A 12,649-nucleotide genomic window follows, 5' to 3' on the forward strand; every position below is an offset into this window, starting at 1 on the left:
TTTATTGCTGTCGTTCAGATGGCGCGCTCGGCGCGCAGGGCGGCGATGTCGGCGCTGGCGTAGCCGAGCCCGGACAGGATCGCCTCGGTATGCTCGCCCAGCGCCGGCACCGGGTCCATGCGCGCCTGCCAGGTGTTCGGGACCGCCGGCGGCAGCAGCGCCGGGATCGCGCCGTCCGGGATGCCGACGTCGACCCAGCGGCCGCGCGCCGCCAGTTGCGGGTGCCGCCACAGGTCGTGCATATCGTTCATGTGCGCGTTCGCGATCTGCGCTTCGTCGAGGCGCGCGACCACCTGCTCGGCCGTCAGCTGCGCGAACACGTCGACGATGATGGCGCGCAGTTCCTGGCGCGCCCCGGTGCGCGCCGCGTTCGAGGCGAAGCGCGCATCCGCGGCCAGTTCCGGCTGGCGCAACACTTTGGCGCAGAACTGTTCCCACTCGCGTTCGTTCTGCAGCCCCAGCATGACGGTCTTGCCGTCGCCAACCGGGAACGGCCCATACGGATAGATGGTGGCGTGGGCCGCGCCGGCGCGCGGCGGCGGCGCGGCGCCGTCGATCGCGTAATACAGCGGATAGTTCATCCACTCGGCCATGCTCTCGAGCATGGAGACGTCGATGTGGGCGCCCTCGCCCGTGCGCCCGCGCTGGATCAGGGCGGCCAGAATATTCGTGTAGGCGTACATGCCGGCCGCGATGTCGGCGATCGAGCAGCCGGCCTTGGCCGGCTCGTCGGGCGAGCCGGTGATCGACAGGAAGCCCGATTCGCTCTGGATCAGCAGGTCGTAGGCCTTCTTGTCGCGGTAGGGACCGTCGGCGCCATAGCCCGAGATGTCGCACACGATCAGGCGCGGAAAGCGCTCCTTCAGGGCTTCCCACGACAGGCCCAGGCGCGCCGCCGCGCCTGGCGCCAGGTTCTGCACCAGCACGTCGGCCCCGGCCAGCAGCCCCTCGAGGATCGGCGCGGCCTGGCGGTGCTTGACGTCCAGCGTCAGGCTTTCCTTGGAGCGGTTGGTCCAGACGAAATGCGAGGCCATGCCGCGCGCGCGCGTGTCGTAGGCGCGCGCGAAGTCGCCCACGCCGGGCCGCTCGACCTTGATCACGCGGGCGCCCAGGTCGGCCAGCTGGCGGGTGCAGAACGGCGCGGCGATCGCGTGTTCCAGGGTGACGACGGTGATGCCATCCAGAGGTCGCATGATCAGTCTCCTAGTAGGAACGCGGCAGGCCGAGCACGTGTTCGGCCACGTACGACAGGATCATGTTGGTCGAGATCGGCGCGACCTGGTACAAGCGCGTCTCGCGGAACTTGCGCTCGACGTCGTATTCGGCGGCGAAGCCGAAGCCGCCGTGGAACTGCAGGCAGGCGTTGGCCGCTTCCCACGAGGCGTCGGCGGCCAGCATCTTGGCCATGTTCGCCTGGGCGCCGCAGGGCTGATTGGCGTCGAACAGCGCGCAGGCCTGGTAGCGCATCAGGTTGGCCGCCTCGATGTTGACGAAGGCCTTGGCGATCGGGAACTGCACGCCCTGGTTCTGGCCGATCGGGCGCCCGAACACGACGCGCTCGTTCACGTAGTTGGTGACCTTGTCGATGAACCAGTAGCCGTCGCCGATGCATTCGGCGGCGATCAGGGTGCGCTCCGCGTTCAGGCCGTCGAGGATGTACTTGAACCCCTTGCCCTCTTCGCCGATCAGGTTCTCGACCGGGATCTCGAGGTTCTCGAAGAACAGCTCGTTGGTCTCGTGGTTGACCATGTTCAGGATCGGCTGCACCGCCAGGCCCTTGCCGATCGCTTCGCGCAGGTCGACGATGAAGATCGACATGCCCTCGGATTTCTTGGTCACCTCGGCCAGCGGCGTGGTGCGCGCCAGCAGGATCATCAGGTCGGAGTGCTGCACCCGCGAGATCCAGACCTTCTGGCCGTTGACGACATAGCGGTCGCCCTTGCGCACGGCCGTGGTCTTGATCTTGGTGGTGTCGGTGCCGGTGGTCGGCTCGGTGACCGCCATCGACTGCAGGCGCAGCGCGCCGCTGGCGATCTGCGGCAGGTAGCGTTCCTTCTGGGCCGCCGAACCGTGACGCAGCAAGGTGCCCATATTGTACATCTGGCCATGGCAGGCGCCGGAGTTGCCGCCGGCCCGGTTGATCTCTTCCATGATGACGGAGGCTTCGGTCAGGCCGAGGCCGGAACCGCCATATTCCTGCGGGATCAGGGCGGCCATCCAGCCGGCCTGCGTCAGCGCGTCGACGAACTGCGCGGGATAGCCGCGCTCTTCGTCGATCTTGCGGAAATACTCCGGCGGGAATTCTTCGCACAGCGAGCGGACCGCATCGCGGATATCCTGGTGCGGCAGTTCCAAGTGGATCATGTGGGTCTCCTGGATAGTGTAGGGATGATGCGCTCAGCGCAGGGTCGCCTCGGCCTGCATGGCGAGCTCGCCCCGGTCATTCTGCGCCCATAAGGAAATGGTCTTGCCGTCCGGCCCCGGCTTGCCGCAGACCGCGAACGGCGCGGTATCGAACAGCGGACTGACGGCGCGGAAGCTGAAGCGCGCGATGTCCGCGCCCGGCAGCTCGCGCCGCACCAGGTCGACCAGCAGCGTGGCGATGAGCGGGCCGTGCACGATCAGGCCGGGATAGCCTTCCACCCCGGTGACGTAGCTGCGGTCGTAGTGGATGCGATGGCCGTTGAAGGTCAGGGCCGAATAGCGAAACAGCAGCACCGGATCGGGGTGGATGGTGCGCGACCAGCGCGCGTCGGCCGGGGCCGGCCGGGGCGCCGGCGCTGCCGCGCCGGGCGCGGGCAGGTCGCGATAGACGATGTCGTGTTCCTCGGTGATGACCGGCGCCCCGCCCTGGCGGATGTCATGCCGCACGGTGACGAACACCAGGCTGCCGCTGGCGCCTTCCTTGGCCTGCACGCTGCGGATGGTCGAGGTGCGCGTCACGAGCTCGCCGATCCGCGCCGGCGCATGGAACTCGAAGCGGCCACCCGCCCACATGCGCCGCGGGAGCGGCACGGGCGGCAGGAAGCCGCCCCGTTTCGGGTGACCGTCGTCGCCCAGCTGCGACTGCTGGGCGATCGCGTGGAAGTAAATCCAGTGCCACAGGGGCGGCAGCGCCTCGCCCTGGGCGGGCGCGTCCGGATAGTCCAGCGTGGCGGCCAGGGCCGCCACCGCGTCGGGCCGCAGCACATCGTGCAGCACTTCGGTCTTGCCTGTCCACTGCTGGAGCAGGCTTGCATCGAATTCGTTGGTAGTCATCGTTCGCCGTGAAAGGAATCGGATGACTCATCATAGATTTGAATGGATTGCCCGTAGAAATAGAAAAACGTGATTCCTCCATCACGCGCCGCGATAGCTGTGGCCATCATGAATCGCGATTGCCAAGCCGCGTGAAAGAGCATATGTTGATGGCTCATCCATTACCGGAACGTTCATGGACATCAAGCAGATCCGCACCCTGATCGCGATCGCCGAGACCGGCAGCGCCACCCGCGCAGGCGAACTGCTCCACCTGGTCCAGCCGGCCGTCTCGCGCCACATCCGGCTGCTGGAAGAAGAATGCGGCGTGCCGCTGTTCGAGCGCGAGCGTCACGGCATGGTGCTGACCGACGCCGGCCGCACCCTGGTCGAGTATGGGCGCCGCGCGCTGCGCGAGCTGGACAAGGCGCGCGCCGAGATCGGGCCGGCGACCACGAGCGTCTCCGGGCGCTTGACGATCGGCCTGCTGGCCAGCACCAGCCGGCTGCTGGCCGGCGAGCTGGTGGCGCGGGTGCGTGCCCGCTACCCGGCGGTGACGGTCAGCATCACCGTCGGCTATGCCGGCAATGTGCTCCAGTGGCTGGAAGCGGGCGACATCGAACTGGCCCTGCTGTACGACACGCGCTCGTCCAACGGCCTGCAGGCCGAGGCGCTGGTCGACGAGCGCCTGTACGTGCTCGGCCCGCCGGGTGAATTCACGGGAAACGAACCGTTTCCCCTGAAAGGGCTCAAGGACCGGCCGATGGTGATGCCGAACGCGTCGCACGGGCTGCGCAGCATCATCGAGCACGCGCTGGCGGTGGCCGGCATCAGCGTCGACGTCGTCGCCGAGACCAATGCGCTGGACCTGCAGAAGTCGCTCGTGGCCAAGGGCTTCGGCTACACGATCCTGCCCACCTCGGCCGTGCTGGAAGAACTGCAGGCAGGAACGCTCTCCGGCGCCCCGGTCGGCACGCCGGACCTGTCGCGCCGCATCGTGCTGGCGCGCGCCGCCGCGCGCCGGCCCTCCCCGGCCAGCGCCGCCGCGGCCCCCATCCTGACCGCGCTGATGAAGGAGATGGTCGACCAGCAGGCCTGGCCGGGCGCGGCCTGGATCGGACGCTGAAACGAGCTATGCCGTTCCCTGATGCTGGCATCACAAAAAGGTATTTCGTGCGCCCTCCCATAAGCTCTTAGGATGGTTCAAAACAACGGGACCACCCGTCACAACGAGCACAGGAGACGACGATGCTGAAAAAACTGATGTTTGCCGGCCTGACGCTGGCCGCCGCCGGCGCCCACGCGGCCGATTACCCAGCCCGGGCAATCACGATGATCATTCCCTTCTCGGCCGGCGGGCCGACCGACGTCATCGGCCGCATCCTCGGCCAGACCATGGCGAAGTCGCTCGGCCAGTCGGTCGTGGTCGAGAATGCCACCGGCGCCGGCGGCACGATCGCCGCAGGCAAGGTGGCGCGGGCCGCGCCCGATGGCTATACCATCTTGCTGCACCATAATGGCATGAGCACCAGTCCGGCGCTGTACCGCAAGCTGGCCTTCAATCCGATGACGGATTTCGAATACGTGGGCCAGGTGGCCGACGTCCCGATGGTGCTGCTGGCGCGCAAGAACCTGGCGCCGAACACCCTGCCCGAACTGCTCACCTATATCAAGGCCAACAAGGACAAGCTGACCATGGGTAATGCCGGGCTCGGCGCGGTCTCGCACCAGTGCGGCATGCTGTTCCTGAGCGCCATCGGCACGCCGCTCACCACGGTGCCCTACAAGGGCACGGCCCCGGCGATGAACGACCTGCTGGGCGGCCAGATCGACCTGCTGTGCGACCAGACCACCTCGACCACGTCCTACATCAAGACCGGCAAGGTCAAGGTGTATGGCGCGACCACCAAGGCGCGCATCGCCTCGCTGCCGCAGCTGCCGACCCTGGCCGAGCAAGGCATCGCCGGCTTCGAGATGTATGTGTGGCACGGCATGTATGCGCCCAAGGGAACGCCGAAGGCCGTGGTCGACCGGCTCGGGACGGCCCTGCGCGAAGCGCTGAAGGATCCCAACGTGAAGGCCCGGTTCGCCGAGCTCGGAACGGAACCGGTCCCGGCCGAGAAGGCCACGCCGGAAGGCTTGCGCACGCATCTGAAAGCGGAGATCGACAAGTGGGGGCCGATCTACAAGAAGGCGGGGGCCTACGCCGATTGACGGCGTTCGACGCGATGTGAGTGGCCCGCCCTACACGAATCGAACGTGTGACCCACAGCTTAGAAGGCTGTTGCTCTATCCAACTGAGCTAAGGGCGGTCCTGGAAGAGGCGCTACTATAAACCGCAAGTCACGCTGCTTGCAATATGGCCAAGCAGCAAGCTGCTGTCCGCGTAGCGATGCTGAACAAAAAGCAGGCCGATAAAACAAAACAGGCCGTCCTAGGACGGCCTGTCTCGATGAATCTTTTGGTCGGAGTACAAGGATTCGAACCTTGGACCCCCTGGTCCCAAACCAGGTGCGCTACCGGGCTGCGCTACACTCCGCCGTGAGAAACATTATACGCGATGACGGCGCCGAGCGCCAGTCCGGCCTGCATCTTGCCGGACTGGCGCTTCGATCAGGCCGCCAGCTTGTCCGCGATGCGGCGCGCCATGCTTTCGGCCAGCGCCGCCTCTTTCGCTTCCACCATCACGCGGATCAGGGGTTCGGTGCCGGACGCGCGGATCAGCACGCGGCCGTTGTCGCCCAGTTCGCGTTCGACCGCTTCCTTCTCGGCCACCAGGGCCTGGTCGCTGGTCCAGTCGAAGCCCGGCGTGACCTTCTTGTTGATCAGCGTTTGCGGGAACAGTTGCAGCTCGCTGCAGCATTCCGCCAGCGATTTATTGCCGCGCACCAGGGCCGACAGCACTTGTAGCGCCGACACGATGCCGTCGCCGGTGCTGTGCTTGTCAAGCGCCAGCAGGTGGCCCGAGCCTTCGCCGCCGAACAGCCAGCCGCGCTCTTTCATGACCTCGAGCACGTAGCGGTCGCCGACCTTGGCACGCGCGAAGCCGATGCCCATCTGCTTGAAGGCGACTTCGAGCGCCATATTTGTCATCAGGGTGCCGACCGCGCCCGCCACCGGACCGGTGCTCATGCGGTCGCGCACCATCACGTACAGCAGCTCGTCGCCGTTGTAGACGCGTCCATTGGCGTCGACCATGATCAGGCGGTCGGCGTCGCCGTCCAGCGCGATGCCAAGGTCGGCCTTGTTGGCCACCACGGCTTCGGACAGCGCCTTCGGCGCGGTGGCGCCGAAGCCGGCGTTGATATTGAAGCCGTCCGGCTGGGCGCCGATCGAGATGACTTCGGCGCCGAGCTCGTGGAACACGTGCGGCGCGATGTTGTAGGCGGCGCCGTGGGCGCTGTCGACCACGATCTTCAGGCCGCGCAGGTCGAGCTCGTTCGGGAAGGTGCTCTTGCAGAATTCGATGTAGCGGCCCTGGGCGTCGCGCAGGCGGGTCGCGCGGCCGAGCTTGTCGGAGGCGACGCAGCCCATCGGCTGGTCGATCGCTTCCTCGATCTCGAGCTCGACGGCGTCCGGCAGCTTGGTGCCGTGCTCCGAGAAGAACTTGATGCCGTTGTCCTGGAAGGGATTGTGCGAGGCCGAGATCACGACGCCGGCCTGCAGGCGCAGCGCGCGGGTCAGGTAGGCGATGGCCGGGGTCGGCATCGGGCCGGCCAGCATCGAATCGACGCCGGCGGCGGACAGCCCGGCTTCCAGCGCCGCTTCGAGCATATAGCCCGAGATGCGGGTGTCCTTGCCGATCAGGACGACCGGACGGCCGCTGCTCGACTTGCGGCCCTTGGCCAGGACGGTGCCGGCGGCGTAGCCGAGACGCATCACGAATTCAGGAGTAATTGGCGCCACGCCCACCGTGCCGCGCACGCCATCGGTGCCGAAATATTTCCGTGCCATCTAGTTCTCTTTTCTCTTATTGAAACGTTTTTACAGGACCGAGGGTGGATGCATCGCCGCATGCCACACCTTCAGGGCATCGACAGTCTCTGCCACATCATGCACACGCACGATTCTAGCGCCATGCGCTACCGCAGCCAATGCCGCGCCGATGCTGCCGGCCACCCGCTGCTCGACCGGACGTCCGGTGACGGCGCCGATCATGGATTTGCGCGACATGCCGGCCAGCACCGGCAAGCCGAGCTCGTCGCGCATGCGCTGCAATCCGTGCAGCAAGGCGTAGTTGTGTTCGACCGTCTTGCCGAAGCCGAAGCCGGGGTCGACGCAGATGCGCTCGCGCTCGATGCCGGCGGCGCTCAATGCGTCGACGCGCTCGCGCAGAAAAGCGATCACCTCCCCCACCACGTCGTCGTACTGCGGCGCCTGCTGCATGGTTTCTGGCGTGGCCTGCATGTGCATGATGCACAGGCCGCAATCGCTGTCCTGCACCGCCTCGATGGCGCCCGGCGCACGGAACGCGTTGATGTCGTTGATCATGTCGGCGCCGGCGATCAGCGCCTCGCGCATGACTTCGGGCTTGCAGGTGTCGACCGACAGCGCGACGTCGAGCGTGCGCAGCGCGTACAGGGTCGGCATCACGCGCCGCAGTTCTTCGTCGAGCGGTACGCTGGGCGAGCCGGGGCGGGTCGATTCGCCGCCGATGTCGATCATCGCGGCGCCGTCCTTGATCATGGTCTCGGCATGGGTCAGCGCGAATTCGAGGCCCTGGTAGCGGCCGCCGTCGGAAAAGGAATCGGGGGTAATGTTCAGGATGCCCATCACCACTGGATAGGCAGATTCAGCCCCCTCCAGCGCGAAGCTGAAGTGGCCACATTGCAGTTTCTTGGTCATGAAAGCACATCGGGGTCAGGTCTGACAATCAGGTCTGACAATCAGACACGGCCTCGACAATAAATGTATTTAAAGGTTGAGCTCGTGTCCGAATGTCAGACCTGACCCCAGCTTTTTGCAAAACAAAAAAGGCACCCTGACGGGTGCCTTTGATGGGAGAGACAGCGTCAGGCCGGTGCGGTGGCATTCGGCGCCACACCGCCCGAGCCGCTGTCGCCCGGCGGCGTGCGCTTGGTCAGCACGGTCTTCGGCTGGCGCGGCTCGCGGCCGGCCATGATGTCGTTGATCTGCTCGGAATCGATGGTTTCCCAGTCGAGCAGCGCCTTGGTCATCATCTCGACCTTTTCGCGGTTCTCTTCCAGCAGACGGCGCGCCAGCGCGTACTGCGTGTCGAGGATGGCGCGGATCTCGGCGTCGACCTTCTGCTGCGTCGCTTCCGAAATGGTCTTGGTGGCGCCGCCGAAGAAGCCGTCGTTCTCGCTGTCTTCGTAGACCATCACGCCCATGCTGTCGGACATGCCGAAGCGGGTGACCATCGAGCGTGCCAGCTTGGTCGCGCGGGCGAAGTCGTTCGAGGCGCCGGTCGACATTTGGCCGACAAAGATCTCTTCAGCAATACGGCCGCCGAACAGGATCGAGATTTCCTCGAGCATCTTGTCCTTGTAACCGGACAGGCTGTCGTGTTCCGGCAGCTGCCAGGTCAGGCCCAGCGCATAGCCGCGCGGCATGATCGTGACCTTGTGCACCGGATCGGCCTTCGGCAGCAGCTTGGCGACCACCGCGTGGCCCGACTCGTGGTAAGCCGTGTTGCGGCGCTCTTCTTCGCGCATGACCATCGACTTGCGCTCCGGACCCATATAGATCTTGTCCTTGGCGTCTTCGAAGTCGATCATCTCGACCAGGCGCTTGCTGCGGCGTGCGGCGAACAGCGCGGCTTCGTTGACCAGGTTGGCCAGGTCGGCGCCCGAGAAGCCCGGGGTGCCGCGCGCCAGGATGTCGGCCTTGACGTCGGTGCCGATCGGCACTTTACGCATGTGCACGTTGAGGATCTGTTCGCGGCCGCGGATGTCCGGCAGGCCCACCATCACCTGGCGGTCGAAACGGCCCGGACGCAGCAGCGCCTTATCGAGCACATCGGCGCGGTTGGTGGCGGCGATCACGATCACGCCCGACTGGGCTTCGAAACCGTCCATCTCGACCAGCAGCTGGTTCAGGGTCTGTTCGCGCTCGTCGTTGCCGCCGCCCATGCCGGCGCCACGGTGACGGCCGACCGCGTCGATCTCGTCGATGAAGATGATGCAAGGCGAATGCTTCTTGGCGTTCTCGAACATGTCGCGGACACGCGAGGCGCCGACGCCGACGAACATCTCGACGAAGTCGGAACCCGAGATCGAGAAGAACGGCACCTTGGCTTCGCCGGCGATGGCGCGCGCCAGCAGGGTTTTACCGGTACCCGGAGGACCGACCATCAGCACGCCGCGTGGAATGCGGCCGCCCAGTTTCTGGAACTTGGTCGGATCCTTGAGGAAGTCGACGATTTCCGAGACTTCTTCTTTCGCTTCGTCGCAACCGGCGACGTCGGCGAAAGTGACGGTGTTATTGGTTTCATCGAGCATGCGCGCCTTCGATTTACCGAAGGAGAAAGCGCCGCCCTTGCCGCCGCCCTGCATCTGGCGCATGAAGAACACCCACACGCCGATCAGGAGCAGCATCGGGAACCACGAAATGAATACCTGCTGCAGGAACGATGGCTCCTCGGGCGGCTTCACGTCGAAGCGCACGCCGTTTTCGCGCAGGTCGCCGATCAGGCCGCGGTCCAGGATGGTCGCGGTCGCGCGCACCTTGGAATCGTCGCTGCGCGTGGCGGTGATATTCGAGCCTTCGATCGTCACATCCTTGATGCGACGTTGTTTGATCTCATCGAGCAGCTCGGAATAAGCGATGGTCTTGCTGCCGCCGGCGACGCTATGGGTGTCGAACTGCTTGAACAGCATGAACAACAGCAGCGCGACGACCACCCAGATGGCGGATTTGGAAAACATATTATTCACGAGCACTCCTCCGATGCAATTGCATCTCTACCGATTTCAGTATTCCGATTTTACTCGCAATAAGCCGACACCGCCACGCGACGCCGGCAATAGTGCCGAAATACTATCTTTTTACATCCCGCCGGCACATTGCATACAAACCGCGGCGCCGGGCCGGAGGGATCACGCGGCTGATGTATGGGCACGCGTGGAGATTTCAAGGGGAAATTCTACCCCCTGACAAATGGATCACTACATTCACTCCGCCGGATTCTTGAGGCCACGGCCGAGCAGGAAGATCTCGGACGATTTATCGCGGCTGGCCTTCGGCTTGATCTGCTTCACGGTCTTGAATTCAGTCCGGAATTTCTCCAGGATTTGTGTAAAACCCATGTCTTTGAAACATTTAACAACCAGCCCACCGCCCGGCTTCAAATGCAGCTGCGAAAATTCGATCGCGAGGTCGATCAAATGTTCCATGCGCGCCGCATCGGCGTGGCTAATACCCGACAAATTGGGCGCCATATCGGATAGCACAAGGTCGGCCTTGCGGCCGGACAGGACTTCATCGAGCTGCGTCAGCACTTCTTCCTCGCGGAAGTCGCCTTGAATATATTGCACGTCCGCGATCGGCTCCATCGGCAGGATGTCGAGGCCGATGATGGTGCCATTGATGCCGCCGCCGTCGGCGCCGGCCAGCTTGCGCCGCGTGTACTGGGCCCAGCTGCCCGGGGTGCAACCGAGGTCGACGATCACCTGGCCCGGCTTGATCAGCTTTTCCTGCTCGTCGATTTCCTTGAGCTTGTAGGCGGCGCGGGCGCGGAAGCCTTCTTTCTGGGCCAGTTTGACGTACGGGTCGTTAATATGGTCGTGCAACCAGTTTTTGTTTAATTTGTTCTTGGCCATTCGCGTAGAATACTGCTTTTATAGGTACATCAAAAAAGAATTGTTATGATCAAACTTACACCGGCCGAGCGCAGCGCCCTGCGCGCAGAAGCACACGGGCTCAATCCAGTCGTCATGATCGGCGAAGCCGGCCTTACCGAATCCGTCGTCAAGGAAATCTCGGCCAGCCTCGACGCACACGGCCTGATCAAGGTGCGCGTGTTCGGCGACGACCGCGAAGCGCGCGTCGCCATGTACGAGCAGATCTGCGCCGATCTCGACGCGGCGCCGGTCCAGCACATCGGCAAGCTGCTCGTCCTCTACCGCCCCAAGAAAGAGGCGGTCAAGGAACGCAGCGGCAAATCGGGTCCGGGCATGCGCGAAGTCACCATCGTCAAGGCCAGCGCCAGCGGCACCAAGAAGCCGAGCGTCACCAAGGTCATGCTGAAGGGGAACGAACGCGTCACCGCCGGCGGCAACATCAAGCGCGCCAAACCGCGCCAGACCAGTTCCAAGAAAAATTCGCTGAACAAGTGAACAAAAAAACCGGGGCAACCCGGTTTTTTTACGTCCGTGGGTGGCGCTACCGTCCACCCCACGATGTTTCAACGCAGCCGAACGATCAGCCACGCGCCCAGCAAGCTCTGGACGATGTGGAACAGCTGCGACACCCCATGCATCACCGCGAACTGGGTCCAGTACGGCGACGCCCTCACCCCGCTTGGCCCGGCCAGCTCCCGCAGGTTCGCCATGGCCGGCTGCAGCCCGACGAAGATCACCAGCGCACACGCCAGCATCGCCAGCACCAGCAGGTTGAGAAAACGCCGGCGCGGCGGCGCCAGGTCAAGCGACACCCGCAGCAAGACCAGCAGCACGACGGCGCAGGCGATCGACAGCCACGCCTGGCGCGTGAGCAGCAGCGCGACCAGGTCGCCGGCCTGGCCGCTGCCCAGGACGGCGAACGCCGCCGGCGCCGCCACGTAGCCGAGCGCCCACAGCGTGCCGGCCCACAGCGCGGCCACCAGCAGGCGCGCCGCCGGCAAGCGCCCTGCCTTCATGCCGCTGGCCGCCCCTTCCATCAGACGTAGCGGACTTCGAGGATTTCGTATTCGCGCGGACCCGACGGGGCCTGCACTTCGACCACGTCTTCGGCAAACTTGCCGATCAGCGCGCGCGCGATCGGCGAGGTCACCGAGACCTTGTTCAGCTTCAGGTCGGCTTCGTCGATGCCGACGATCTGGTAGGTGACCTTCTGACCCGATTCCAGGTCTTCGAGGTCGACGGTGGCGCCGAACACCACGCGCCCGTCGGCGTCGAGCGTCGAAGGATCGATGATCTGGGCGGTCGAGAGCTTGCCCTCCAGCTCGGCGATGCGGCCTTCGACGAAGGCCTGGCGCTCCTTGGCGGCGTCGTACTCGGCGTTTTCGGACAGGTCGCCATGCGAACGCGCCTCGGCGATCGCGTCGATCACGATGCGGCGCTCCTTGGTCTTGAGCTGGTGCAGCTCTTCTTTCAGGAGTTCTGCGCCGAATTTGGTCAGTGGTGTGTTCATGGTTCTCTGCTGTTGGTGTTTTACGGGACACCCGTAGCGTCTCAAAGCGAAAACCACAGAGGCACGCGGCGCCAAGGCCGCGCGAGCTCTGTGGTTCACT

Annotated in this window: 12 protein-coding genes and 2 tRNA genes; 3 read left to right on the forward strand and 11 right to left on the reverse strand. The window is 64.9% G+C overall.

All coding sequences use genetic code 11. The annotated features are described in order from the left end of the window. Positions 1–14: 14 nt before the first annotated feature. The 3 genes from LO55_RS22900 to LO55_RS22910 are packed head-to-tail and all read right to left on the reverse strand — an operon-like array spanning position 15 to position 3,258. Positions 15–1,193, reverse strand: coding sequence for a CaiB/BaiF CoA transferase family protein (locus LO55_RS22900; RefSeq protein WP_071363238.1), 1,179 nt, complete (start codon positions 1,191–1,193; stop codon positions 15–17). A 10-nt stretch (positions 1,194–1,203) separates the two neighbouring features. After that, positions 1,204–2,364, reverse strand: a complete 1,161-nt coding sequence (locus LO55_RS22905) for an acyl-CoA dehydrogenase family protein (RefSeq protein ID WP_005669775.1) — start codon at positions 2,362–2,364, stop codon at positions 1,204–1,206. A gap of 33 nt (positions 2,365–2,397) precedes the next feature. Beyond that, a complete protein-coding gene (locus tag LO55_RS22910) occupies positions 2,398–3,258 on the reverse strand; it encodes an HTD2 family dehydratase (protein WP_005669773.1) in 861 nt (286 codons plus the stop codon). Positions 3,259–3,433: 175 nt separating this feature from the next. Between LO55_RS22910 and LO55_RS22915 the strand changes: the two genes are divergently transcribed. Then, positions 3,434–4,363, forward strand: coding sequence for a LysR family transcriptional regulator (locus LO55_RS22915; RefSeq protein ID WP_071363239.1), 930 nt, complete (start codon positions 3,434–3,436; stop codon positions 4,361–4,363). A 122-nt stretch (positions 4,364–4,485) separates the two neighbouring features. Further along, entirely contained in the window at positions 4,486–5,451 is a 966-nt protein-coding gene (locus LO55_RS22920) for a tripartite tricarboxylate transporter substrate binding protein BugD (RefSeq protein WP_071363240.1), read from the forward strand. Positions 5,452–5,472: 21 nt separating this feature from the next. On the opposite strand, the gene LO55_RS22925 is transcribed toward LO55_RS22920, so the two are convergent. From LO55_RS22925 to LO55_RS22950, 6 genes are all read right to left on the reverse strand, one after another. Next, positions 5,473–5,549 (reverse strand) — tRNA-Arg (locus tag LO55_RS22925). Between the two features lie 150 nt (positions 5,550–5,699). Next, a tRNA-Pro gene (locus LO55_RS22930) sits at positions 5,700–5,776 on the reverse strand. Between the two features lie 74 nt (positions 5,777–5,850). Continuing rightward, on the reverse strand, positions 5,851–7,191 hold the full coding sequence (glmM, locus tag LO55_RS22935) for a phosphoglucosamine mutase (RefSeq protein WP_071363241.1): 1,341 nt from the start codon (positions 7,189–7,191) through the stop codon (positions 5,851–5,853). A 30-nt stretch (positions 7,192–7,221) separates the two neighbouring features. Further along, positions 7,222–8,082, reverse strand: coding sequence for a dihydropteroate synthase (gene folP / locus LO55_RS22940; protein WP_071363242.1), 861 nt, complete (start codon positions 8,080–8,082; stop codon positions 7,222–7,224). A 167-nt stretch (positions 8,083–8,249) separates the two neighbouring features. After that, positions 8,250–10,133, reverse strand: coding sequence for an ATP-dependent zinc metalloprotease FtsH (gene ftsH, locus LO55_RS22945; RefSeq protein WP_005669764.1), 1,884 nt, complete (start codon positions 10,131–10,133; stop codon positions 8,250–8,252). A 237-nt stretch (positions 10,134–10,370) separates the two neighbouring features. Beyond that, on the reverse strand, positions 10,371–11,018 hold the full coding sequence (locus tag LO55_RS22950; RefSeq protein ID WP_071363243.1) for an RlmE family RNA methyltransferase: 648 nt from the start codon (positions 11,016–11,018) through the stop codon (positions 10,371–10,373). Between the two features lie 45 nt (positions 11,019–11,063). Between LO55_RS22950 and yhbY the strand changes: the two genes are divergently transcribed. Beyond that, positions 11,064–11,534, forward strand: a complete 471-nt coding sequence (yhbY, locus tag LO55_RS22955; protein WP_071363244.1) for a ribosome assembly RNA-binding protein YhbY — start codon at positions 11,064–11,066, stop codon at positions 11,532–11,534. Positions 11,535–11,602: 68 nt separating this feature from the next. On the opposite strand, the gene LO55_RS22960 is transcribed toward yhbY, so the two are convergent. Together LO55_RS22960 and greA are read right to left on the reverse strand one after the other, a co-directional pair. Further along, positions 11,603–12,055 carry a DUF4149 domain-containing protein gene (locus LO55_RS22960; protein ID WP_071363940.1) on the reverse strand — a complete coding sequence of 151 codons (453 nt, stop codon included), beginning with the start codon at positions 12,053–12,055 and terminating at the stop codon, positions 11,603–11,605. A 20-nt stretch (positions 12,056–12,075) separates the two neighbouring features. Beyond that, positions 12,076–12,549 carry a transcription elongation factor GreA gene (gene greA, locus LO55_RS22965; protein WP_005669756.1) on the reverse strand — a complete coding sequence of 158 codons (474 nt, stop codon included), beginning with the start codon at positions 12,547–12,549 and terminating at the stop codon, positions 12,076–12,078. Positions 12,550–12,649 lie beyond the last annotated feature (100 nt).

The sequence above is a fragment of the Massilia timonae genome (assembly GCF_001866515.1).
Classification (GTDB): Bacteria; Pseudomonadota; Gammaproteobacteria; order Burkholderiales; family Burkholderiaceae_D; genus Telluria; species Telluria timonae.

Coding starts and splice junctions, on each gene's coding strand:
- LO55_RS22915 (WP_071363239.1), top strand. CDS start 3,434: ATGGACATCAAGCAGATCCGCACCCTGATCGCGATCGCCGAGACCGGC.
- yhbY (WP_071363244.1), top strand. CDS start 11,064: ATGATCAAACTTACACCGGCCGAGCGCAGCGCCCTGCGCGCAGAAGCA.
- LO55_RS22910 (WP_005669773.1), bottom strand. CDS start 3,258: ATGACTACCAACGAATTCGATGCAAGCCTGCTCCAGCAGTGGACAGGC.
- LO55_RS22905 (WP_005669775.1), bottom strand. CDS start 2,364: ATGATCCACTTGGAACTGCCGCACCAGGATATCCGCGATGCGGTCCGC.
- LO55_RS22960 (WP_071363940.1), bottom strand. CDS start 12,055: ATGAAGGCAGGGCGCTTGCCGGCGGCGCGCCTGCTGGTGGCCGCGCTG.
- LO55_RS22900 (WP_071363238.1), bottom strand. CDS start 1,193: ATGCGACCTCTGGATGGCATCACCGTCGTCACCCTGGAACACGCGATC.
- LO55_RS22950 (WP_071363243.1), bottom strand. CDS start 11,018: ATGGCCAAGAACAAATTAAACAAAAACTGGTTGCACGACCATATTAAC.
- glmM (WP_071363241.1), bottom strand. CDS start 7,191: ATGGCACGGAAATATTTCGGCACCGATGGCGTGCGCGGCACGGTGGGC.
- LO55_RS22920 (WP_071363240.1), top strand. CDS start 4,486: ATGCTGAAAAAACTGATGTTTGCCGGCCTGACGCTGGCCGCCGCCGGC.
- folP (WP_071363242.1), bottom strand. CDS start 8,082: ATGACCAAGAAACTGCAATGTGGCCACTTCAGCTTCGCGCTGGAGGGG.
- greA (WP_005669756.1), bottom strand. CDS start 12,549: ATGAACACACCACTGACCAAATTCGGCGCAGAACTCCTGAAAGAAGAG.